Origin of the sequence: Prescottella sp. R16, from assembly GCF_030656875.1 — a bacterium.
GTDB lineage: Bacteria > Actinomycetota > Actinomycetes > Mycobacteriales > Mycobacteriaceae > Prescottella.
The window spans coordinates 3,031,909-3,055,596 of record NZ_CP130943.1; the positions used below are offsets into that span (position 1 = coordinate 3,031,909).

At 70.6% G+C, this 23,688-nt stretch carries 14 protein-coding genes and 1 tRNA gene; 5 read left to right on the top strand and 10 right to left on the bottom strand.

The features are described 5' to 3' along the window. Window positions 1-105 precede the first annotated feature (105 nt). The gene (locus tag Q5696_RS14230) at window positions 106-327 is read right to left on the bottom strand and encodes a DUF3618 domain-containing protein (protein WP_305091971.1); all 222 of its coding nucleotides are present in this window, start codon (window positions 325-327) and stop codon (window positions 106-108) included. 107 nt (window positions 328-434) lie between these two features. On the opposite strand from Q5696_RS14230, the gene bcp reads away from it, so the two are divergent. Next, complete coding sequence (gene bcp, locus Q5696_RS14235) at window positions 435-905, top strand: thioredoxin-dependent thiol peroxidase (RefSeq protein WP_305091972.1); 471 nt, start codon at window positions 435-437, stop codon at window positions 903-905. A gap of 4 nt (window positions 906-909) precedes the next feature. Here bcp and Q5696_RS14240 read toward each other — a convergent pair whose 3' ends face one another. Then, complete coding sequence (locus tag Q5696_RS14240; RefSeq protein WP_305091973.1) at window positions 910-2,265, bottom strand: dipeptidase; 1,356 nt, start codon at window positions 2,263-2,265, stop codon at window positions 910-912. Between the two features lie 42 nt (window positions 2,266-2,307). Next, window positions 2,308-3,036 (bottom strand): TetR/AcrR family transcriptional regulator, encoded by a 729-nt coding sequence (locus Q5696_RS14245; RefSeq protein ID WP_305091974.1) that lies wholly within the window; start codon window positions 3,034-3,036, stop codon window positions 2,308-2,310. 109 nt (window positions 3,037-3,145) lie between these two features. On the opposite strand from Q5696_RS14245, the gene Q5696_RS14250 reads away from it, so the two are divergent. The 3 genes from Q5696_RS14250 (at window position 3,146) to Q5696_RS14260 (ending at window position 5,638) form a co-directional block, all read left to right on the top strand. Further along, on the top strand, window positions 3,146-4,099 hold the full coding sequence (locus Q5696_RS14250) for an efflux ABC transporter ATPase subunit, DrrA-related (protein WP_305091975.1): 954 nt from the start codon (window positions 3,146-3,148) through the stop codon (window positions 4,097-4,099). Then, a complete protein-coding gene (locus tag Q5696_RS14255; RefSeq protein ID WP_305091976.1) occupies window positions 4,096-4,878 on the top strand; it encodes an ABC transporter permease in 783 nt (260 codons plus the stop codon). Before Q5696_RS14250 ends, Q5696_RS14255 begins: the two co-directional genes overlap by 4 nt. Before the next feature lie 106 nt (window positions 4,879-4,984). Further along, window positions 4,985-5,638, top strand: coding sequence for a TetR/AcrR family transcriptional regulator (locus Q5696_RS14260; protein ID WP_370654935.1), 654 nt, complete (start codon window positions 4,985-4,987; stop codon window positions 5,636-5,638). A gap of 85 nt (window positions 5,639-5,723) precedes the next feature. Here the strand turns inward: Q5696_RS14260 and acpS are convergent, their stop codons facing one another. Next, window positions 5,724-6,137, bottom strand: a complete 414-nt coding sequence (gene acpS, locus Q5696_RS14265; RefSeq protein WP_305091978.1) for a holo-ACP synthase AcpS — start codon at window positions 6,135-6,137, stop codon at window positions 5,724-5,726. Beyond that, on the bottom strand, window positions 6,137-15,424 hold the full coding sequence (locus tag Q5696_RS14270) for a type I polyketide synthase (protein ID WP_305091979.1): 9,288 nt from the start codon (window positions 15,422-15,424) through the stop codon (window positions 6,137-6,139). Before Q5696_RS14270 ends, acpS begins: the two co-directional genes overlap by 1 nt. A gap of 448 nt (window positions 15,425-15,872) precedes the next feature. On the opposite strand from Q5696_RS14270, the gene Q5696_RS14275 reads away from it, so the two are divergent. Then, window positions 15,873-15,957 (top strand) — tRNA-Leu (locus tag Q5696_RS14275). A 199-nt stretch (window positions 15,958-16,156) separates the two neighbouring features. On the opposite strand, the gene Q5696_RS14280 is transcribed toward Q5696_RS14275, so the two are convergent. The 5 genes from Q5696_RS14280 to Q5696_RS14300 form a co-directional block, all read right to left on the bottom strand. After that, window positions 16,157-17,959 (bottom strand): alpha/beta hydrolase family protein, encoded by a 1,803-nt coding sequence (locus Q5696_RS14280; RefSeq protein WP_305091980.1) that lies wholly within the window; start codon window positions 17,957-17,959, stop codon window positions 16,157-16,159. Window positions 17,960-18,201: 242 nt separating this feature from the next. Beyond that, on the bottom strand, window positions 18,202-19,296 hold the full coding sequence (locus Q5696_RS14285) for an amidohydrolase family protein (protein WP_305091981.1): 1,095 nt from the start codon (window positions 19,294-19,296) through the stop codon (window positions 18,202-18,204). Further along, the gene (gene ffh / locus Q5696_RS14290; protein ID WP_305091982.1) at window positions 19,293-20,879 is read right to left on the bottom strand and encodes a signal recognition particle protein; all 1,587 of its coding nucleotides are present in this window, start codon (window positions 20,877-20,879) and stop codon (window positions 19,293-19,295) included. The genes Q5696_RS14285 and ffh overlap by 4 nt, the downstream gene beginning before the upstream one ends. A 42-nt stretch (window positions 20,880-20,921) precedes the next feature. Continuing rightward, entirely contained in the window at window positions 20,922-23,357 is a 2,436-nt protein-coding gene (locus Q5696_RS14295; protein WP_305091983.1) for a [protein-PII] uridylyltransferase, read from the bottom strand. Then, window positions 23,347-23,685, bottom strand: coding sequence for a P-II family nitrogen regulator (locus tag Q5696_RS14300; protein ID WP_305095299.1), 339 nt, complete (start codon window positions 23,683-23,685; stop codon window positions 23,347-23,349). Before Q5696_RS14300 ends, Q5696_RS14295 begins: the two co-directional genes overlap by 11 nt. Window positions 23,686-23,688 lie beyond the last annotated feature (3 nt).

The window sequence follows — 23,688 nt, forward strand, 5'->3', positions numbered from 1 at the left end:
GCGGGGGCCTTCTTCTGTTTCCGATCCCGGAGCGTACGCCGAGCAAGACGCCACGGCACGCTCCCGAGGGAGGTGGCCGCGGCGTCCCGCTCGGACGAGCCCGCTCTAGCGGAAGATCTTGCGCAGCACCACGAGTCCCACGACGGCGCCGACACCGACGAGCGCGGCCTTCACCTTCGGATCGCCCAGCTTGACGAGGACGGACTGCTTGGTGGTCTCCACCAGGCGCTTGGGGTTGGTGCGGACAGCGAGCACGTCGAGTGTCTGTGCGAGCTGGTTGCGGGCGTTCTCGATGTCCCGCTCGATGGCCTCGGTGTCCCTGGGCACGTGTCCTCCAATAGTGAATCGGTGCTGCTGTCGCCGGTCACGCTACCGGCAGCTCGGGTCAACCGTAGAACAGAAGGGTCACATCAACTTCGGTAGCCTCACTGGTCGTGACCGACAACAGACTCGCCCCCGGCGACATCGCCCCCGACTTCACGCTGCCCGACGCCGACGGCAACGAGGTGTCGCTCGCCGACTACCGCGGCCGCAAGGTGATCGTGTACTTCTATCCGGCCGCGAGCACCCCCGGCTGCACCAAGCAGGCGTGCGACTTCCGCGACAGCCTCGCCGAGCTGAACGAGGCGGGGCTCGACGTCGTCGGCATCTCCCCCGACAAGCCGGCCAAGCTGGCGAAGTTCCGCGACAACGAGGGACTGACGTTCCCGCTGCTGTCGGATCCGGAGAAGACGACGCTCACCGCGTGGGGCGCGTTCGGTGAGAAGAAGCTGTACGGCAAGGTCGTCCAGGGGGTCATCCGGTCGACGTTCCTGATCGACGAGGACGGCAAGGTCGAGGTGGCGCAGTACAACGTGCGTGCCACCGGTCACGTCGCGAAGCTGCGCCGCGACCTGTCCGTCTGACGGGTCAGGCCAGGCCCTGCAGGAACAGGGCCTCGGCGACGGCCAGGTTCTCGATCTCCGACGGGTCGACGCTCTCGTTCGGGGCGTGGATCGACGCCCGCGGTTCCTCGACGCCCATGAGCACGATCTCGGCGTCGGGGAACTGCACCGCGAGCACCGTGCACAGCGGGATCGTGCCGCCCTGCCCGGCCACGGCCACTCCCCTGCCGTACGCGGCCGTCAGAGCCGCCGTCAATGCCGTGTAGCCGGGCCCCGACGTGCGGGCCCGGAACGGTTCTCCCACGGCCTCCCGTTCGACGGTGACACGCGCACCCCACGGTGCCGCCTTCTCGAGATGCGCGACGAGCGCGTCCTGCGCCCGGTGCGGGTCCATGCCGGGCGGCACCCGCAGGTTGAGCCGCGCCGATGCCCGTGGCGCGATCGCCGCGGCCGATCCGACGACCGGCGGGGCGTCGATACCGAGAATCGTCAACGCGGGCCGCGCCCAGACGGCGTCGGCGACCGTGTCCGATCCGGTGAGCCGGACCCCGTCGAGGACGCCGGCGTCGGCCCGGAACCGGTCCTCCGGGTATGCGACGCCGTCCCACACCTGAGCGGTGTCGAGGCCGTCGACGACGGTGTTGCCGCCGAGGTCGCGCAGGGTCGACAGCATCTGCACGAGTGCGGCCAGCGCGTCGGGCGCCGACCCGCCGTACATACCCGAATGCAGTTCGCCCGCCAGGGTTTCCACGTGTACGACGACGTTCGCGATACCGCGCAGGCTGGTGGTGAGCGTCGGCACCCCGACCGCGACGTTGCCGGTGTCCGCGATGATCACGACGTCGGCGGCGAACAGGTCGGGCCGCTCCTGCACGAGGTGTTCGAGGCCTCCGCCCCCGGTTTCCTCGGAGCCCTCCGACACGATCCGGATGCCCACCGGCAGCGGCTCGCCGCCCGCGGTGAGTGCCCGCAACGCCAGCAGGTGCATCACGAGGTTGCCCTTGCAGTCGGCGGCGCCGCGGCCGTACCAGCGGCCGTCGCGTTCGGTGAGGGTGAACGGCGGCGATTCCCACAGTGCCTCGTCACCGGCGGGCTGGACGTCGTAGTGGCTGTAGAGCAGGACGGTGGGTGCGCCGTCGGGGCCGGGCCGGTGCCCGACGACGGCAGTCGAACCGTCGGACGTCTCGATCAGGTCCACGGACGGGATCCCGGCGCCGCGGAACGCGTCGGCGACCCACCCGGCCGCCCCGATGTTCTCCGAGGGCGGCGCCTGCCGCGGATCGGCGATGGACCGGAACGCCACCAGCTGCGCCAGCTCGTCGCGGGCCGTGGGCATCTGCGCCCGCACCCGCGACCGGATCTCGTCCACCCGTTCCACCATCACGGCCACCTCCACACGTCTCCGACAGAGTCCCCCCAGAGCCTACGAGCCGTGCTGCTCGACGAAACGTTCCACACCGTCGAGCAGCAGCGCCAGCGCGAACCGGAAGTCCGTATCCGCCCAGTCCACATCGTCGTCCTCGAAACCGCCGTCCGCGAGTGCGGTGGTGAGCGCCGGGAATCGGGCGGGGTCGAGCACTCGGGTGAGGATGCTCGCGTAGTCGTCCGGTTCGGCGTCCGGGGACAGGTCGACGGCGAACCGCGCCCGTCCGATGACGTGGACCGAGACGTTGAGAGCGATCTGCACTTTGAGTGGTTCGGGCAGTCCGGTCGACGCCAGGCAGCCGAGCGCCGCCTCGAGCCAGGCCATGTTGTTCGGTCCGAGCGGCGCACCGCTGATGGGCAACCGCAGCCACCAGCGGTGACGCATGAGGGCGTCGTACTCGGCACGCGCCCACACCTCCAGGCCCTCACGCCACGACAGGCCGGGCGCGATGTCGGGCGGAGTGCCGACCACCCGATCCGAGATCAGTTCGAGCAGTTCGTCCTTGCTGCGAACGTACCGGTACAGCGACATCGTGGTGAAACCGAGCCGCTTCGCGACCCGCGCCATGGACAGTGCCGCCACACCTTCCTCGTCGGCGAGTTCGATTGCGGCGTCGAGTATTTCGTTCAGGCTCAGCCCCCTGCGGGGCCCCCGGGCCCCGGCGTCGTCCAGCCCCCACGCCAGTTCGACGACACGCGGCAGCGACGCGCTCTCCGTGGTGTCCATCCGTGTCCGCTCCTCGCCAAGTGCCCGGCACACTCTTGCGCTCATCCTAAAACTGCGTATCGTCTAAACAGTTGTGTACGTCATACACAGTTTATCGAGAGGGTTACTCGTGAAACCACACCGACCCGGCCACGCCGTCGCCGTGACCGGCCTCCGCAAGACGTTCGGCGACCGCACCGTGCTCGACGGCGTCGACCTGCACATCCCCACCGGATCCGTCTTCGCGCTGCTCGGCGCCAACGGCGCCGGGAAGACCACCACCGTGCGGGTCCTGTCGACGCTGCTCCCCTTCGATGCAGGCGACGTGGAGGTCGCCGGCCACCGTCTCCCCGACGCCGCGCACGCCGTCCGCGCCGACATCAGCGTCACCGGCCAGTACGCGTCGGTCGACGCCCTGCTGACCGGCCGCGAGAACCTCATGCTGATGAGCGCCCTGCACCACCTCGGCCGACGCGAATCCCGGCTCCGCACAGAAGAACTCCTGCACCGCTTCGACCTGACGGGTGCCGCGGACCGCCGCGCCGACACGTATTCGGGTGGCATGCGGCGCCGCCTGGATCTCGCGATGAGCCTGGTCGCCCACCCCACCGTGCTCTTCCTCGACGAACCGACCACCGGACTGGACCCGCGCAGCCGCCGGGACATGTGGGAGATGGTGCGCGAACTGGTCCGGGAGGGCACAACGATCCTGCTCACCACGCAGTACCTCGACGAGGCGGACGAACTCGCCGACCGCATCGCCGTGCTCGACGGCGGACGCATCGTCGCCGAAGGCACCCCCGACGAACTCAAACGTCTCGTCCCCGGCGGCCACCTCGCCCTGCGTCTGCGGGACACGACGCAGCTGGCCCGGGTGAGCAGCGCCCTGCCCGACGCCGTCGTCGATGCCGACACCGCGACCCTGGCGGTCCCGACCGACGGCAGCGTCCGCTCGCTACGGGACGTACTGGACCGGATCGACGACCCGACGCTGTCCTTCGAGCGGTTCGCGCTCGACACCCCCGATCTCGACGACGTCTTCTTCGCCTTGACCCGGGCCGACCGGAAGGAGCCTGTGCGATGACCGCCTCCCCGAGCCGCGATGTCCGAACCGTGGGGCCCGACTCGTGGGCCATGCTGCGGCGCAACCTGACCCATGTCACCCGCAGCCCGGACACCATGATCACCGCCGTCGCGTTACCGGTCATGCTGATGCTGCTGTTCGTGTACGTGTTCGGCGGTGCGATCGACACCGGCCGCGCCTACATCGACTACGTGGTGCCCGGCATCGTCCTGTTGTGCGTCGCGTTCGGCTCGTCCACCACCGCCGTCAGCGTGTCGAGCGACATGACCGACGGCATCGTCGACCGGTTCCGCACCCTGCCCATCGCCCGGTCCGCCGTCCTCAACGGCCATGTCCTGGCGAGCGTCGTCCGCAATCTGATCACCGGGGCCGTCGTCGTCGCCGTTGCCCTCCTCATGGGTTTCCGTCCGACCGCGGACCCCGTGCGCTGGCTCGGCGTGATCGCGGTCGTGGTCCTGTTCGTGTTCGCCCTGTCGTATCTGGCCACCGCGCTCGGACTGCTCGCGAAGAATCCCGAGGCCGCGAACGGCTTCACGTTCGCGATCCTGTTCCTGCCGTACGTCAGCAGCGCCTTCGTGCCCGCCGAGACGATGCCGTCCTGGCTGCGGTGGTTCGCGGAGAACCAACCGGTGACCCCTGTCATCGAGACCGTGCGCGGCCTGCTCACGGGCACCGCGATCGGTGCCTCCGCCTGGCTGGCGGTCGCCTGGTGCACCGTCATCGCCGTCGTCGGATTCGGGTCCGCCACCGTGCTCTACCGCCGGCGCACCGGCCGATAAGCGGTACCGCCGGAAACACGAGAACGGGAAGTTCGTCGAATCCTGCGCAAAAGACCGATAACCTGTTCTCGTGGAGTCCACTACCAGCCGCCGTCCGTCCCGCCGGGTGGACCCCGCGTTGGAGGTCCAGAGCGATCCCCAGGAGCTGGTGCCTCGGCGGCGCCCGACCCAGGAACGCAGCCGACGCAAATTCGACGCCCTGCTCACCGCGTCCCGCGACCTGCTCGTCGATGTCGGTTTCGAGTCGTTCACGTGCGAGGAGGTCGCGGCCCGTGCCGAGGTGCCGATCGGCACGCTGTACCAGTTCTTCGCCAACAAGTACGTCATCGTGTGCGAACTGAACCGGCAGGACCTCGTCGGCGTCCAGCAGGAACTGGAAACGTTCAGCGGAGAGGTGCCGTCGATCGACTGGCTGCGTTTCCTCAACAAGTTCGTCGACCACATGGCCGGACTGTGGACGTCCGACCCGTCCCGGCGCGAAGTGTGGCTGGCGATGCAGTCGACGCCGTCGACCCGCGCCACCGGCATGATCCACGAGAAGCAGTTCGCCGAGCAGGTCGCCTTGATGCTGGCACCGCTCACCCCGCACACCCCGCGGGAGCGTCGCACTCTGATGGCCGAGGTCCTCGTGCACGTCGTGTACTCGATGCTCAACTTCTCGGTGCAGGACGGGCAGAGCCACGCCGACGCCGTCGCCGAACTCAAACGCCTCATGGGCGCATACCTCGTCGTTGCGGAGAAGGAAGCCCGCGCCAAGTAGCAGCCCACGCATGCAGGGCAGAAACACCGAGGCCGGCCGACGGATTGTGTCCGTCGACCGGCCTCGGTTCTTTTTCCGTGCTCGATCAGCCGTTGGGCGCGATCGGGTCAGGTTCTTCGATCACCACCATCGCGCCCGCGACGTCGCCGTCGTGGGTGAGCGACAGGTGGATCTTGGCGCTGGGCAGGAACTGGGCGGCCTCACCGTGCAGCTTGATGGTGGGCCGGCCCCACGCGTCGTTGACGACCTCGACGAGTTCGTAGGCGTTGTCGCCGACGGCGGGGGGCCGCGCGAACCGCGAGGCCGCCCACGCCTTGATGACGGCTTCCTTGGCGGCCCAGCGGACCGCGTAGTGCCGGGCCGGGTCGGTACTGCGGGTTTCGCAGTACCGACGCTCGGCCGGACGGAAGCTCGACTTCATTGCGGTGCCGGGCATTTTCAGTTGCTCGGCGAACTCCGAAATCGTGACGACGTCGAAACCGATCCCCAGGATCGCCACTACTGGCACCCCGGCTTCCCGGTGAAGTACACGCTGTCGGCTCCGAGGCGGGCGTCCTCGTCGAGGAGCACGTCGGCCTCGAGCTGACGGGTCACCTTCGCCGGCACCGAGTCGCCGCCGAGGCGGCGGTCCGCGGGACGCTCGTAGAGAGCGTCGCCGCCGCACATCGCGGACGCCAGGCGGCGCTGCCCGTCGATGGTGCGCTGCTGTGCCTGCGCGAGGTACGCCGCGCGCCGGTCCGCCGGGATCGACTCGACGAACGCCTGCGGGTGCACGACCGCGATCAGCCCGGACACGTGCCCGAAGCCGAGGCTGGTGAGCAGGCCCGCCTTGAGCGGCAGCCGGTCACCGAACCGCAGCGGGGTCCGCGGCCACACCAGGTGCGAGAACTCGGCCATCTTGTCGTCGACACAGTCGAGGCTGCGGTTCGGTGGGACGACGCCCTGGCCGAGGACCTGGCACAGGCCGATCAGCTGGAACGCCGCCGCACCGCCCTTGGCGTGACCGGTCAGCGTCTTCTGCGAGACGACGAACAGCGGGGCGCCCTCGCTGCGGCCCAGGGCCGCCGCCAGACGCTCGTGCAGTTCGGCCTCGTTCGGATCGTTCGCGGCGGTCGAGGTGTCGTGCTTGGAGATCACCGAGATGTCGTCCGCGGTGACGCCCAGTGCCGCCAGCGACAGCGCCAGCTGCGAGTCCTGGCCGCCACGGCCGGCGCCGAGGGCACCGATACCGGGTGCCGGGATCGACGTGTGGACGCCGTCCGCGAACGAACCCGCCCAGGCGACGACACCGAGGACCGGCAGGCCCATCTCGAGCGCGACGTCGCCGCGCGCCAGCAGGATGGTGCCGCCACCGGCGGACTCGACGAAGCCGCCGCGACGACGGTCGTTGGCCCGCGAGAAGCGGTTGTCGTCGATGCCCTTGGCGGTCATCTCGTCCGACTTGGCGGTCGCCGACATGTCACCGAAGCCGATGATGCCCTCGATGCCGAGGTCGTCGAAGCCGCCGGCGACGACGAGCTGCGCCTTGCCCAGCTTGATCTTGTCGACGCCCTCCTCGACGGAGACCGCGGCCGTGGCGCACGCCGCGACCGGGTGCACCATCGCACCGTAGCCACCGACGTACGACTGGACGACGTGCGCCGCAATCACATTCGGCAGGGCTTCCTGCAGGATGTCGTTGGCGCGGGACTCGCCGAGCAGTGTGTCGACGTACAGCGAGCGCATCGACGTCATACCGCCCATGCCGGTGCCCTGCGTGTTGGCGACCAGCGACGGGTGCACCCAGCGCAGCAGCTCCGACGGGGTGAAGCCGCCGGTGAGGAACGCGTCGACGGTGGTGACGATGTTCCACAGGCCCACCCGGTCCACGGAGCCGGCCATGTCGGCGGGGATGCCCCACTTGGTGACGTCGAACCCGGTGGGGATCTGGCCACCGACCGTGCGGGTCAGCTTCGCCTTGCGCGGCACGCGGATCTCGGTGCCCGCCTTGCGGGTGACGGTCCAGTCACCGGACTCCGGATCGACCGCCGCGGTGGTGTTCTCCGGGTCGGAGTCCACGAACGCGCGGGCCTCGGCCTCGGAGCCGACGACGAACGACAGGTCCTTGTCGATGAACACCGACGTCAGCAGCGGCGCCGTGTTGTCGACCATCGCGCCCTCGTCACCGTAGGTGCGGATGCCGCAGCGTTCGACGACGGCGTCGTGGTAACGGTCGGCGATCTCCGCCTCCGGCACCAGCTCGCCGGACTCGACGTCGTACCAGCCGGGGGTGGGGTCGTTCTCCCACGCGACCAGCCCGGTGTTCCAGGCGAGTTCGAGGACGCCGGCCGCCGACAGCTGCTCGTCGACCTCCATCTCGAAACGGGTCCGCGAGGAGCCGTACGGGCCGAGCTCACCGGCGCCGACGATGACGACCAGCTCGGACGGGTCGACGTCCAGCTCGGTCCACGCCGGGACGGGGGCATCCACCGCGCGCGGCGGGGACGGCAGGGCTGCAATGGCATTCGCGTCGGCCGTGTCGTCGGACGCGGCGTCAGCGGCGTTCTCGGCCGCCTCCGCTGCTTCCTTCGCGAGCGCCGGCAGATCCAGATCGACCTCGGCGAGACCACCGGTGAGATCCACCAGTCGCGGTGCCTGCGCGGCGTCCGCCTTGGCGTCCGGCGTGCACGAGGACAGCAGTTCGGTGGCCATCTCGTCGGTGGACCACGTACGCACGCCCTTGGCCTCGACGGCCTCGACCATCGGGTCGTTGCCGCCCATGAGGCCGGTGCCGCGCACCCAGCCGATCAGCGCGTGGACGAGGGTGACCCGCTCGGCCCAGGTGCGCTCGGCCGACCAGCGTCCGACGACCGCGTCGAGCGCGGCCTTCGACTCGCCGTAGGCGCCGTCGCCGCCGAACAGGCCACGGTTCGGGGAACCGGGCAGCACGACGTGCAGGTGGGTGTCGACGTCACGGTCGTAGCCGATCTGCGACAGGCCACCGATCAGGCGCTCCACCGACCACAGCAGGACCCGCATCTCCATCTCGGCGCGGGCACCCGCGTCGGACAGTTCGCCGGCCACACGCGGTGCGGCGAACGGGAAGAGCATCGTCGGCGTCATCGCCTCCTTGACGAGCTTCTTCGCGCCACCGGCCGTTTCGGTCTGGACATTGCCGACCCACTCGACGAGCGCGTCGACATCGGTGTACGACGCCATGTTCGCGGGCACCACCCACAGGGCGGCACCGGCGCGAGCGTGTGCGGCGTACAGCTTCCGGTAGAAGCCGAGACGGCCGCTGTCGAGACGCGAGGTGGTGACCACGACCGTGGCACCGCCGCCGAGCAGCTTGCCGGCGACCGACGCCGCGATCGAGCCCTTGCTGGCACCCGTGACGACGGCGATCTCACCGGTGTACTGCCCGGTCTCGTCGGCCGGGGCGACCGCGACCTGCGCGATGCGCCCGTACAGCTCGGCCAGGTCGGTCCGGCTCTCGGCGGCGGCACGCTGCTGCCACCACTGTGCGTGGGCGGCGACGGCGGCACCGGCACCGTCGAAACGCTCGGCGGTCAGCTCGATCTCACCGGTCCAGGCGCGCGCCAGATCCTCACGCGCGGTGGCCCAGCGGTCGTCGATCAGGACGGCCTTCTTCGCGTCGAACGCGGGGGCGACCAGACGCGGCCAGTCGGAGCCCAGCTCCGCCGACACCAGGTCGACGAGCGCGGTGTCGTCCGCGGCGACCGCGGCCGCAGCCGACTCGCTGAAGCCGAGCTGCTCGAGCACCAGCCGTGCCGCCGACGCCAGCACACCGTTGCGGCCGGTGATGGCCTCGGTGAACTCGCCGAGTGCGGCAGCGTCGACGGTGCCGCCCGCTCCCCCACCGGCAGCCGGCATCGAGACCGTCACACCACGACGCGACGCGACGGACTGCACGGCGGCGTCGATCACGGCGTCGACGGCGCTGCCGTCGGCGATCGCACCCTCGTGCAGGCCACCCATCGCACCACCGCGGACGGACGAGCCGTCTCGGGTGCCGAGCGCGACCTCCGCGGTCACGTGGTGGGCCCAGCCGTCGCCGAGCTGCCACACCTTGGTGACCCGGTCGGCGATCGCGGCCGGACGCTTACCCGACGGGCCGAACACCTTGCGCAGGTGATCGCCTATCGAGTCGGACAGCACCGGGCCGAACGGCTTGTAGGTGCGGGCCAGACGGTCGACGGTGACGGCGAGCGCACCCATGTCGGCGTCCGCGGCGCCGTCGATCGCGCCGAGCGACAGCTCGGAGCCGAGGTCGACGAGCAGCTGGTTGCGGCGCGAGGACACACCGTCGCACAGCGCCTCGATGGTGTCGGCGGGACCGATCTGGTCCGGGCGCAGCTTCGTCCACAGCGCGATGAGCACCTTGGTGGCGTCGGCGGCCTTGAACGCGATGTCGTCGGGGCGCGGGCCACCGGCCGGGGCGGCCGGGGCCGCGACGGGTGCGGCAGCGGCCGGAGCGGCGGCGACAGCGGCCTCGGGCGCTTCCGGTTCATCGTCCTCGACCGGCGCCGGATCGACGTCGGTGCTGTAGACGATCGACGCCTCACGCTCGATGTTGAGGACCTCGAGCACGGTGTTGGCGTGCTCGGGCAGCTTCATCGTCTGCGACGCGAGGTTCGCGACGGTCGGGGTGGCACCCAGACCGATCTCGACGAACCGCTCGACACCGAGACCACCGTCGGCTTCCGCGGTGAACAGCAGGTCCTGCGTCTCGATCCAGCGGACCGGGGACGCGAACTGCCACGCCAGCAGCTCGATGAGCAGCGTGCGGGTCAGCGCGACGGGGCGGGCGGCCCAGGCGTCGAAATCGGCGAGGACGTCGGCCAACTGCTGCGACGGCACCAGGTCGGCGATCTCCTGGACGAAGTCGCGGCCCAGGTTGAACAGCTTGGGCACCAGGTTCGGGATGTAGCGGCCGATGAGCACCGACGGGTCGATGTCCTGCGGCAGCAGCTCGTCGAGCTTGGCACGGAAGTCGTCGACACCACCGCGCAGCACGGTCGAGTGGAACGGCACGTCGATGCCGGGCACCAGGATGAACGCGCGCTTGCCACCGAACTCGGCACGCTTGCGGTCGATCTCCTCCTCCAGCGCCTTCAGACCCTTGACGGTGCCGGCGATCGCATACTGCGAACCCTTGAGGTTCAGGTTCACGATCTGGAGAAATTCTCCGGTCGCATCCGCGACGCCACCCACGAACGCCTGCAGTTCGTCGTCGGCGACACCGATCTGCGACGGACGGATCGCGGCCATGCGGTAGCTACTGCGGCCGGCACCGTCGCGCGGGACCAGCTCGTGCATCGCCGAACCACGCTGGAACACGACCTCGAGCAGCGCCTCGAGCGGCAGCACCCCGGCGACCGCGGCGAGCGCGTTGTACTCACCGACCGAGTGACCGGCCAGGTACGCACCCTCCACGTACGCACCGGATTCGCGGAGCTCCGCGACCTGGGCGACACCGAGGGTGGCCATCGCGACCTGCGTGAACTGGGTCAGGTGCAGGACACCGTCCGGGTGCCGGTGCTCGACGCCACGCGCCTTGACCAGCGTCGGGTTGTCGCGGACGACGGCGAGGATCGAGAAGCCGAGGGCCTCGCGGGTGTGCTTGTCGGCGCGCTCCCAGATCTCGCGGGCGGCCTTGGACCGGGAACGGGCGTCGAGGCCCATGCCCGGACGCTGGATGCCCTGGCCGGGGAACGCGTACACGGTCTTCGGGGCGGCGGTGCGGCCGGTCGCGACCATCACCAGATCGCCGTCGACGCGGCAGCCGACCTCGACGATCTCGTCGCCGCCGTCGGTGGCGATCCGGTCGACGCGGACGTCGATCTCGGCGCCGGGACGGACCATGCCCAGGAAGCGCGCGGTCCACGCGGTCAGGCGGCGCGTCGGCACCTTCGATGCCGGGTCGACCGCGACGACGGCCTGCTGGGCCGCAGCCGACAGCCACATGCCGTGGACGATCGGGCTGCCGAGCCCGGCGAGCAGGGCCGCGGCGTCGGAGGTGTGGATCGGATTGTGGTCACCGGAGACGCGGGCGAACGCCGCCATGTTGCGCGGCGCCACCATCGTCAGGTCGCGGCGGCGGCGACGCGGGGTCTCCGCGACGTCCGCGGACAGCGAGCCGCCGGCACGCGCCGGGTCGGCCAGCTCGCCGCGGCCGGTGCGGCCACGGATCGCGAACCGCTCGGTGAGCGTCGCGACGGCGGGGGCCTCGAGGCCCTCACCGAGCATGGCGCCGACCTCGACACGCACCTCGACGACCCGACCCATGTCGGTGTCGACGACGTCGCCGGCCTCGGCGCGGACCACGAGAATGCTGGTCTCCGAAGGCAGCTCACCGACGAGGTTCACCGCGTGGTCGAGGTGGACCAGGTCCAGCATGCCCTCGATGACATGGATGCCGGACTCGGTGGTGGCGGCGCCGAGCGCCGCGAACACGGCCGGCCAGCAGGCGCCGACGACGACGTCGGGGACGGCCTTGCCGCTGGTGCCGACGCTCTCGGGCAGGCCGACACCGGTGACACCGGCGTGGTCGGCGATCAGGTCCGGGGTCCACGCCAGGTTGATGTGCGCGACCCCGCCCTTGACGGCCGGAAGCTCCTGGCCGGCAGCGACACCCAGCAGTGCCGACATCGACGCCTCGGCGTCGGCCTCCGTGACGACGGGGGCACCGCCGTCGTGGACCGTGGCGGGCACGGTGATCCGGATCTCGACGGCCTTGCCCTGTGCGAGCGGCACGGTCAGGTCGACGTGCTCGGCGTCGGCGACGACGAGGCGCGCGCCGGTCTTGTCGTGGCTGGCGACGGTGTCGGACTCGATGGTCCACTCGTCGACCGCGCCGAGGCGACGGACCGGGTTCTGCGTCAGGCGTGCCGCCCACAGCACGTCCGGGGCGGTGAGGACGGCGTCGAGCAGTCCGGTGCCGAAACCACCGTGACGGCGGCCGGCGACAGCCGCCGGGACGGCACCGGCCGCGAGCAGCTCGTCGGCGGTGGCCTTCTCGAAGCGGTCGAGCAGCTCACCGACGGGCTCGTCGGCGCGGGTGATCCCGGCGACCGCGACGGTGCCGGGGATGATGCACACCTGGTCGGCGGTGTAGCGCGCGTCGTGCGCCTGCCACAGCGAATCCGACCGCCACCAGCGGCGGACGTCACCGTCGACGACGGGCACGAAGTTCACCGGCTTGCCGGGGGTCTTGCACAGCGCGACGAAGAACGGAACGTCGGCCGGGTGCAGCACCGTGGTGGCGTAGTCGGGGTAGGCGGCCTCGAGCGCGCACAGCGCCGCGAACGGCTGATCGAGCGTCGCAGGATCCGCGAACAGCGTCCGGATCGGGCCACGGTCGTTGCGGTGCAGACGGGCCTCGGCACGCTGCAGCATCTCGCCGAAACGATCCCGCCACGACACGTCCAGCCACACCGACCGGGTCGCGTCGGCGATCGCGTCCTGCACGTCGCCGCCGCAGTCGAACGCCTGCGCGGAGTCGACGCCCACGGCCAGTTCCAGGTAGCGGCGCAGCCACTGCTGGTACGTCATCGACGCGACGTCACCGAAGTACGGCTTGGCGGTCACGTCGAGCGCGGCGATGATCTCGTCGCGGCGCTTCGCGACGGCCTCGGCGTCGCCGGCGACCTCGTCGAGCAGACGGCCCGTGCGCGAGGCGGCGTTGTCGATCTCGTGGATGTCGGCGCCGAGCTGGCTGCGACCGGAGGCCATGCCGCCCTCGGCGGTGCCGGCACCGACCCAGTCCGGGGTGCCGGGGGTGTCGACGAGCATCTGCTTGACGTCGGGCGAGGTGGTGGCCTCGAGCGTCGCCATCGCAGCGGTACCGACGAGGATGCCGTCGAGCGGCATCACCGGGAAACCGTAGTCGGTGGCCCAGCGACCGGTCAGGTAGTCGGCGGCCCGCTCGGGGGTGCCGATGCCGCCACCGACGCACAGCACCAGGTTGTCGCGGGTGCGCAGCTCGGCGTAGGTGTCGAGGAGCAGGTCGTCGAGGTCCTCCCACGAGTGGTGACCGCCGGCGCGGCCGCCCTCGATGTGGACGATGATCGGGAAGTCCGGCACCTCGTTCGCGATGCGGATCACCGAGCGGATCTGCGCGACGGTGCCCGGCTTGAACGCGACATAGCTGAAACCGGCCTCGGTCAGCTCGTCGATGATCGTGACGGCTTCCTCGAGCTCGGGGATGCCGGCGGTGACGACGACACCGTCGAACGGGGCGCCCGCGGCACGGGCCCGCGGCACGAGACGCTTACCGCCCACGTGCAGCTTCCACAGGTACGGGTCGAGGAACATCGAGTTGAACTGCACGGCACGGCCCGGCTCGAGCAGGCTCTTCAGGCCCTCGACGTTCTCGGCGAAGATCGCCTCGGTGACCTGACCGCCACCGGCCAGCTCGGCCCAGTGGCCGGCGTTCGCGGCGGCAGCGACGATCGCCGGGTCGACGGTCGTGGGGGTCATGCCGGCGAGCAGGATCGGCGAGCGGCCGGTCAGACGCGTGAACGCGGTCTCGACGGCGACACGGCCGTTCGGCAGCGTGACGGCCTGCGGCGCGAACTCGGTCCACGCGCGCGGCACCTCCGGGGTGGCCCCCGGCGTCAGAAGGTTGCGGTGGCCTCCGCGGGTGGAAGCGGCCACGATTCCGACACCCTGACCACGCAGGCCGGTGGACGTCATGCGGGTGAGCAGGTCGCCCGGGCCCAGATCCAGGATCCAGGCGGCACCGGCACCGACCGCGCTCTCGACGGCGTCGACCCAGTCGACCGGATCGACGAGGACGGCCTGCGCGAGCTCACGCACCTGGTCGGCGTCGAGACCGCAGCGGGTGGCCCAGCCACCGACGATGTCGACGGCCTCGTTCAGCGCCGGGTGGTGGAAACCGACCTCGACCGGCAGCGACTCGAACACCGGCGCGAACACGGCACCGCCGCGCGTCTTGGCGTCCCGGTCGCGGGTCTCGTCGGCGGCGATCTGCTCGCAACGCTGCTGCACACGCGCCAGCTGCTCCGGCGGGCCGGCCAGCACGACACGACGACGGCCGTTGCGGATCGCCATGACTGCGGCACGGTCCTCGTCGACACCGTCGAACAGGTCCGCGACGATCCCGCGCAGACGCTCGGGGTCGACGTTGGAGACGGCCAGCATCGGCGACCGGTCGGCGGTCGCGAGGATGCCGCGACGGCGTCCGACCAGGCCGGCTGCGGCACCGATGAGCTGCGCGGTCGCGAGCAGTGCGGCGTCGGCGACACCGCCACCGGAGACGGCAGCGGCGGCGATCAAGCCCTGCGAGTGCCCGATCGTGGCGACCGGTGCGGTCTCCGCGGGGTCGAGGCCCTGCTGCTGCAGTGCGCGCAGCGCGGCGAGCTGGGTGAGGAAGACGCCGGGCAGCGACACCGCGGCGGAGGTGAGTGCGGCGGCCGACGGGCCGGCGGGTGCGGCATCGTCGTCGGCGAGTTCCTGCTCGAGAATCCACGCGATCGGGTCGAAGCCGACCGGGCGGACCACGAGGAGGTCCTGCGCGACCGGCTCGAGGATCGCGGCGGCCTCGTTCACCAGGTCGGTGAGAGCCGGCTCGAGGCCACTGTCACGGGTGAGCTCGGCGAGCGCGCTCAGCCACGGGGCCCCCTGACCACCGAACGCGAGCGCGTACGGCTCACCGGCGCGCAGCCGGTCCACGAGCGGAGTCTGCGCAGCAGAACGGACCGGCGTCCGATCGGCGCGGTCGTTCGAGGTTCGTCCATTTCCTGCAGTGTCGTCGATCGTCACTGAAGTGAGTCCTCTCCTGCTCCCCCATGGGAGGTAGGTCGTGTTCGGCCGCCCTCGAGTACAGAGCGCATCCGGGCACGTAGAGGTTGGCACAGAATCATGAGGAAATCCTCACGTTTGACCTGGGGCGCCTTCCCTACCAGCGAGTATCGAGTGATGTTCACCACAGGAGTGCCACGAAGTGACCCGTCGGTAGACCGGGTATCCGCGGGTCAGGCCACATGCGTGGAAGCCCTCGAACCTGAGGAAACCCTCATGTTGATTGTTATCAATTCGTGACCACTTGACTCGATGGTTTCGGCGTGCACGGAACGGGTTGCCGGGACCGATCCACCGTCCCCCCACGCGGCCGCCGAGCGACGCGAAGTCGACTCCCGGACCCTGGCGCACACCAGCCGGTGCGGCGATTCGGGCACCGGCCGACGGTGGCGTAGGCTGTTGACCGCTCGCGCGAGTGGCGGAATTGGCAGACGCGCTGGATTTAGGTTCCAGTGTCTCAGGACGTGGGGGTTCAAGTCCCCCCTCGCGCACCACATCATTTCCCCGGCGTCACACCCCTTCTCCCGGGATCACACACGACTTCGGCACCGAAAACGTGTGTGACGCCGACAGAACGTGTGTGACGCCGTCGCTGCCGCAGGGCCGATCGCACGGTCGCAGGACAATTCCACCCGCACCGCCCCTGCGGCCGTCGCACACACCCTGCGACGACCGCCTGCCGGCCCACCGACGTCAGTGAGCGCCCGCAAGTACCGCATCGGGATCGCCGTCCGGCGCAGCGATCGCGACCGGGCCGAGTCCCTTCTCGGACATGAACGCCATCAGCCGCTCGAGCACTTCGTGCCCGGTCCGCAGCTGCGCCAGCCTGGGCGACTTCTGGTCGGAGAACGGCTCGAGGCTGTTGATCTCGGCGTTGATCTGGTTGTCCCTGTCGACGATCCGCTCCCACAGAGCCCGGTCGTACTCGAGGTTCAGCTTCTTCAACGCATACTCGGCAGCCACGCGAGCAACAAGCGTCCGCGGATCCTCGGTGGCCGCACTCGTGGAGCCCACGGTCGCCGCCACGGTTGCCATGAGCGTTCCTGTCGACGCCAGGCCGCCGACCATTGCGAGGCCGCCGGCCATGCCGCCGGGGCCGAACGCGGCGAGCATGCTGGTGAACGCGGCGCCACCGGCGAGTCCGACGGGCGCGGCCACCATCAGCCCGATGGGTGCGGCCGCGAGAAGCGCGACACCGAGCGCCCCGATCACCCACCGGCCCGCCGTGACATCACCGAATCTGTCGCGCAGACTGCGGGATTCGAGCACACTGCGGCGCACCTCGACGACCGCACCTTTCACCGCGTCGCCGATCTGACTGCTCAGCCCGAGGCCCATCGCGATATGCGGGAGCGCCGTGAACGGTGCGTCCCCGCAGTCGATCTCGTATGGCGCGATGTTGTTCGCGGTCGCCAGCACCGCCATGTACCGGACGGCCTCGACCTCGGTCCACAGCAGCGGCAGCATCGGCATGCGCCCCTCGACGAGCGTCCGGAATTCGGCCGGCACCGGCCGACCGGCCTCGATCATCGACCGGATGCTGTCGACAGCCTCGTCGCGCAGCAGTTGAGCGGCACCGGTGAAGCGTTCCCGTGCATCCTTGTCCTCGATCTGGTTCGCGACCAGTCGGTTGAACTCCATGACCAGCAGTCGGAGCGCATCGCCTTCGCCCAGTCGCACAGCGATATCGGCGCTGCCGCGGTACGTCGGTTCGGGTGTGGGCCAGACGGCGTCGCCGATCAGTCCGGCGATCGCATCGTGCTGCAGATACCGGGTGCTGTCGTGGGCGCCGGCCGCAACCACCTCGGCCACGTCGAGGTCGTCGAGTCGGACCGTGAAGTCCTGCGCGGCCGGGAACAGCGAGGCCAAGCCCCGCCCCATGGTGACCGGGTCCCACGGCGACAGGAAGTTGGACCAGTCGTCGACCCGCGCATACGGGAACTTCTCGAGCAGGCGCTCCGCATCCTTGTGCAGGGTCTTCGAGTGCGCGGGGCTACCGATCGTGACGAAGCGTCGAACACGGAGCGTCTCCGGCAACCGGCCGAGAAGGTCGATCGCGATGACGCTGCCGAGACCGTGTGCGACGAGCACGATGTCGCCGTGTACCCCGCGCAGCGCCTCGAGGATGTGCGCCAGGACTGCGCCCCGAATCTTCTCGTTCGTCACATAGTTCTTCACCGCCTCGAGTGGCCCCGGTGCCGCCCATACAGTGGCCGCGCTTCCGGCCTGCGCTGCCGGCTCCGGGATCCTCCCGAGCCCGAACGCCTTGACCGTCGGATCCTTCTGTAGCTTCCGCTGGATCCGCGCCCGCCGCCGTTCGTACTGCCGGCGCACCGAACCGTCGTCCTTCGACTTGTACGTCACCGACGGCAACGAACCACGGATCGTCGGGTCCCGGAGCAGGTCGTTGTAGCGCGGGGCGACGACGTTGCTGCGGTCGATCGACCCGTATCCACACCGGTACAACCCCTGGTCGAGCGCGTCCAGCCACGCCATGCCGGGATCGCCGTTACCGACTCCGTGTAGGAAGACAACTTTCGGTGTGGACACTGTGTGTTCCTCCGCCCCCTGATGGTGCACGGCCCCTCCGTGCGAGCGGATTCTGGCACACGACGCAGACAGACCGACCGAATGCCCTCATCGCTGTCGCAGGGCGAGTCCCACCGTCGCAGAACGAATCCGCCCGCATCACCCCTGCGGCCGTCGCAGACGCCCTGCGACAGGTTCGACGGCTACCGTCAGGCGTACGCCCCGCGCGCCACCACGACGTCGCCGCCGACGACGACCAGCGACGGCCGCGACAGGACCTCGGGCCCGGTGCGCGGATCGTCTTCGTACACAACGAAATCGGCGCGCGAACCGGCTGCGAGTCCGCCACCGCCGAGCCAGTCCTGCGCGTTCCAGCAGGCGGCGCCGAGTGCTTCGGTGGGGGTCATGCCGATCTTCCCCAGAGCGGCGACCTCGTCGGCGATGCGGCCGTGTTGCACGTGCCCGCCGGCGTCGGTGCCCGCGTAGACGGGGATGCCGGCGTCGCGGGCGGCGCCGATGGTGTCGTTCACGCGGGCGTGGAGATCACGCATGTGGGCGGCGTACACGGGGAATCGGGTGGCGCCGTCGGCGATTTCGGGGAAGTTCGCGATGTTCACCAGTGTGGGGACGAGTGCGGTGCCGTGTTCCGCCATCATCGCGATGGTGGTGTCGGTGAGGCCGGTGCCGTGTTCGATGCAGTCGATCCCGGCCGCGATGAGCCCGGGGAGGGCGTCCTCACCGAACACGTGCGCGGTGACCCGAGCCCCGACGGCGTGCGCTGCGGCGATCGCCTCGACCAGCACCGCGTCGCTCCACAGCGGCGCCAGATCGCCGACCTCGCGGTCGATCCAGTCCCCCACCAGCTTCACCCAGCCGTCGCCGGCATGCGCCTGCCGGACCACCTCGGCGGGCAGCTGCGACTCGTCCTCGAGGTCGACGGGCAGCCCGCGGATGTACCGCTTGGGGGCGGCGATGTGCCGTCCGGCACGAATGATCCGGGGCAGCCCGGGGACGTCGTCGAGTCCGCGGGTGTCGACGGGTGAGCCGGCGTCCCGCACCAGCAGCACCCCGCGGTCACGTTCGGTCCGGGCCTGCGCCAGCGCACCGTCCAGGTCCTCGGCGCCGCCGCCGTACCGAATCCCGATGTGGCAGTGGGCGTCCACGAGGCCGGGCAGGATCCAGCCGGACGTCGACACCGTCTGCGCGCCGGGCACCGGGCCGTCGACGAACACATCGCCGTCGACCCACAGGTCGACGGGCTGCTCGTCGGGCAGGCCGACACCGCGCAGGTGCAGTGCGCTCACTTCTTGGGGAACTTGAACTGCGACAGGTCGATACCGTCGAGGCCCGGGGGCAGCTCGTCGAGACCCTTCGGCATGTTCGACAGGTCCGGGAATCCGGCCGGCATACCGCCGGGCATTCCGCCGGGGAAGCCACCCGGCAGGCCACCGGGGAAGCCGCCCTTGATCTTCGGCGGGGTGGGGCCGCGGCCGCCCTTCTTGCCCTTCTTCCCCTTCTTGCCCTTGATCTGCTTGCGGGATCCGGGCATGCCCATGCGTCCGGCCATCGCGGCCATCATCTTGCGGGCCTCGAAGAACCGGTCGACGAGCTGGTTGACGTCCGAGACCTTGACACCGGAGCCGTTCGCGATACGCAGGCGGCGCGACGCGTTGATGATCTTCGGGTTCTCGCGCTCGGCCGGGGTCATGCCGCGGATGATCGCCTGGATGCGGTCGAGCTGCTTCTCGTCGACGTTGGCGAGGGCGTCCTTCATCTGCCCGGCGCCGGGCAGCATGCCGAGCAGGTTGCCGATGGGGCCCATCTTGCGGACGGCCATCATCTGCTCGAGGAAGTCCTCGAGGGTGAGCTCGCCGGAGCCGATCTTCGCGGCGGTGGCCTCGGCCTGCTGGGCGTCGAACACCTGCTCGGCCTGCTCGATGAGGGTGAGCACATCGCCCATGCCGAGGATGCGGCTGGACATGCGGTCCGGGTGGAAGACGTCGAAGTCCTCGAGCTTCTCACCGGTGGACGCGAACAGGATCGGCTCACCGGTGATCTCGCGGACGCTGAGCGCGGCACCACCGCGGGCGTCGCCGTCGAGCTTGGTGAGCACGACACCGGTGAAGCCGACACCCGTCTTGAACGCCTCCGCGGTGTGCACCGCGTCCTGGCCGATCATGGCGTCGAGCACGAACAGCGTCTCGTCGGGCTGCACGGCGTCGCGGATGCCGGCGGCCTGCGCCATCAGCTCCTCGTCGATACCGAGACGGCCGGCGGTGTCGACGATGACGACGTCGTACTGCTTGGTGCGGGCCTCTTCGACACCGGCGCGGGCGACCTCGACCGGGTCGGCGGCGGAGATGCCGAGCGGGTTCTCGCCGCCACCGATGGACGTGCCGGGATGCGGCGCGAACACGGCCGCGCCGGCGCGCTCACCGACGATCTGCAGCTGGCTGACGGCGCCGGGACGCTGCAGGTCACACGCGACGAGCAGCGGCGTGTGCCCCTGGTCCTTGAGCCACTTGGCGAGCTTGCCGGCGAGGGTGGTCTTACCGGAACCCTGCAGACCGGCCAGCATGATGACGGTCGGCGGCGTCTTCGCGAACCGCAGGCGCCGCGTCTCACCACCGAGGATGCCGACGAGTTCCTCGTTGACGATCTTGACGACCTGCTGCGCCGGGTTGAGCGCCGCCGAGACCTCGGCACCCTTCGCCCGTTCCTTGATCTTCGCGATGAAGGACCGGACGACGGGGAGCGCGACGTCGGCCTCGAGGAGCGCGAGACGGATCTCGCGGCACGTGGCGTCGATGTCGGCTCCGGAGAGTCGACCCTTGCCACGCAGATCCTTGAGGGCTCCGGTCAACCGGTCGGAAAGGGATTCGAACACCGAATGCGCTCCTGAGCTCTGTTCTGGTCTGGGTGCAGGCCGTTACTGGTCACCGCCCAGGGTAGCGGCTGGGGGTGCCGGCACCACGGACAGCACGGCTTTCCCGAGCCGGTCGCGGGTGTCGTCGTCGGCGAGGTGAATACCGAACGCGTCGACGACGGTCGCACCGAGCGTGTTCACCGTGGCCCACCGCACGTCCGCGCCGTGCTGCTCGAACACCCGCGCGAGGCGTCCGAGCAGGCCCGGCCGGTCCTCGGCGCGCACCTCCACGACGACCTCGCCGTCACGGCCGTCGAACCAGCGGACCCGCGGCGGGGCCAGCGCGTACTGGACGGGGACGGCCGCCCCGGTCCGGTCGCCGAGCGCCCGGCTCTCCCGGTTCTGCCGTTCCCGGTCGTCGAGCCTGGCGACGACGTCGACGTCCCCGGCGATCGCCCGCAGCAGGTCCTGCCGCAGCAGCACGGCGTCCGGCGGCGCCCCGAACCGTGGGGCGACGACGAACCGGTTGATCGCCGCCGGCCCGTGGTGGCCGACGGACGCCGACAGCACCCGCAGCGACGCCAGGGCCAGCACCCCGGCCTCGTGGGCCAGCAGTCCGGGGGTGTCGGGCGCGACGATCGTCACGACGTGGGTGTGGGCGGCGGCGCCCGGCTCGAAGTCCACCCGGATACCGCCGTGGGCGGCGACCTCGACGAGAGCCGGGTCGATCGGGTCCGGTTCCGGGTCCGGTTCCCCCGCCATCACGAGCCGGCAGCGGCGCACCAGTTCCCCGATGAGCGACGCCTTCCACTCCCCCCACACGCCGGGTCCGGTCGCGAGCGAGTCGGCTTCGGCGAGCGCGTGCAGCAACTCGAGCAGTATCGGGTCGCCGCCGATCCGGTCGACGACGAGGTGCGCGGTGGCCGGGTCGTCCAGATCGCGTCGGGTCGCGGTCTGCGCCAGCAGCAGATGGTGACGCACCATCGCCGTGAGCACGACGATGTCCGACGGCCACATTCCGAGCCGGGCCCCGATCTGCGCGGCCAGTTCGGCCCCGACCTCGCTGTGGTCGCCGCCGCGGCCCTTGCCGATGTCGTGCAGCAGTGCCCCGAGCAGCAGCAGATCCGGCCGGGCGACGCGGGTGGTGAGGGCCGCGGCCTGCGCGACGGTTTCGACGAGGTGCCGGTCGACGGTCCAGGTGTGGACGGCGTCACGCGGCGGCAGATCGCGCACCGCACCCCATTCGGGGAGCAGCCGCCCCCACAGTCCGGTCCGGTCGAGGGCTTCGATGGTGCCGATCGCGCGCGGCCCGGAACCGAGCAGTACGAGGAAGTCGGCGAGCGCCCCGGACGGCCACGGCTGCCGTAGTTCGGGGGCCTGGTCCGAGAGCCGGGTCAGCGTCGACGCCGAGATCGGCAGCCCGGCCGACGCGGATGCGGCCGCGACCCGCACCAGCAGACCCGGATCGCGGCGCGGGCGGGCGTCGCGGGCGAGCACCACCTCCCCCGCCTGTTCGACGACGCCCTCGTCGAGGGGACGCCGCAGCGGTCCGCGGCGCAACGCCGACAGCCCGCGGCGCGGCAACGCGTTCCCCGCGGTGCGCAACCCGACGTCGACGGCGTAGCCGACAGTGCGGGCGCTGTCGCTGAGGGTGCGGGCCAGATCGAAACGGTCCCCGATGCGCAGGGCGGCACCGATCTCGTCGGCGTCCTGCGCCCGCACCTGTTCGCGGGGGCGTCCGGCCACCCGGTGCAGTTCGGTGCGGACGTCGAGCAGTCGCCGGTGCGCGGACGCGAGACCACCACCGGGAGTGTCGGGGCCGAGGCCCGGCACTCCGTCGGTGAGCTGCGCGATCGACAGCGCGCTCAGCAGTTGAACGTCGCGCAGCCCGCCCCGGCCGTTCTTGATGTCGGGTTCGGCGCGGTGCGCGATCTGTCCGCTCCGCTCCCACCGGTCGTGTGCCTGCGCGACGAGTTCGTCGAAACGGGAACGGATCCCGGTGCGCCACTGTCGCCGGATGCCGCCGATGAGCAGGGCGGTGAGGTCGGCGTCGCCGACGATGTGCCGGGCCTCGAGCATCCCGAGCGTCGCGGTCAGGTCCGACGCTGCGACCCGCAGCGCCTGCGCCACCGTCCGCACACTGTGGTCGAGCCCGATGTGCCCGTCCCACAACGGATACCAGAGCTTTTCGGCCACCGACGCCAGCTGGGCGGGGTCGACGTCGTCGTGCAGCAGGATCAGGTCGAGGTCCGAGTACGGCAGCATCTCGCGGCGCCCGAGCCCGCCGACCGCGACGATCGCGAGACCCGAGTCGGGCCGGACACCGAGTTCGTGTCCTCGTGTGGTGAGCCAGAATTCGTGCAGGTCGACGAGCGCCTCGCGCAGGTCGGCGGCGTCGAGACGGTGCCGGCGATCGGTGCCGGAGAGCAGTCGGTCACGAGCGCGGGCGAGATCGCCCGCGTCGTGACCGGCTCCCGACCCGTGGGGGTCAGATCGCATCCACTCCCCGCTCCCCGGTGCGCACCCTCACGATCGATTCGACCGGGGTGACCCACACCTTGCCGTCACCGATCTTGCCGGTGCGGGCGGCCTCGACGACGATGTCGACGACCTTGTCGGCGACCGCGTCGTCGACGACGACCTCGACCCGCACCTTCGGGACGAAGTCGACGGAGTACTCGGCTCCGCGGTAGACCTCGGTGTGGCCCTTCTGCCGCCCGTAGCCCTGGACCTCGCTGACCGTCATCCCGAGGACACCGGCCTGCTCGAGCCCGGTCTTGACGTCCTCGAGCGTGAACGGCTTGACGATTGCGGTGATGAGCTTCATATC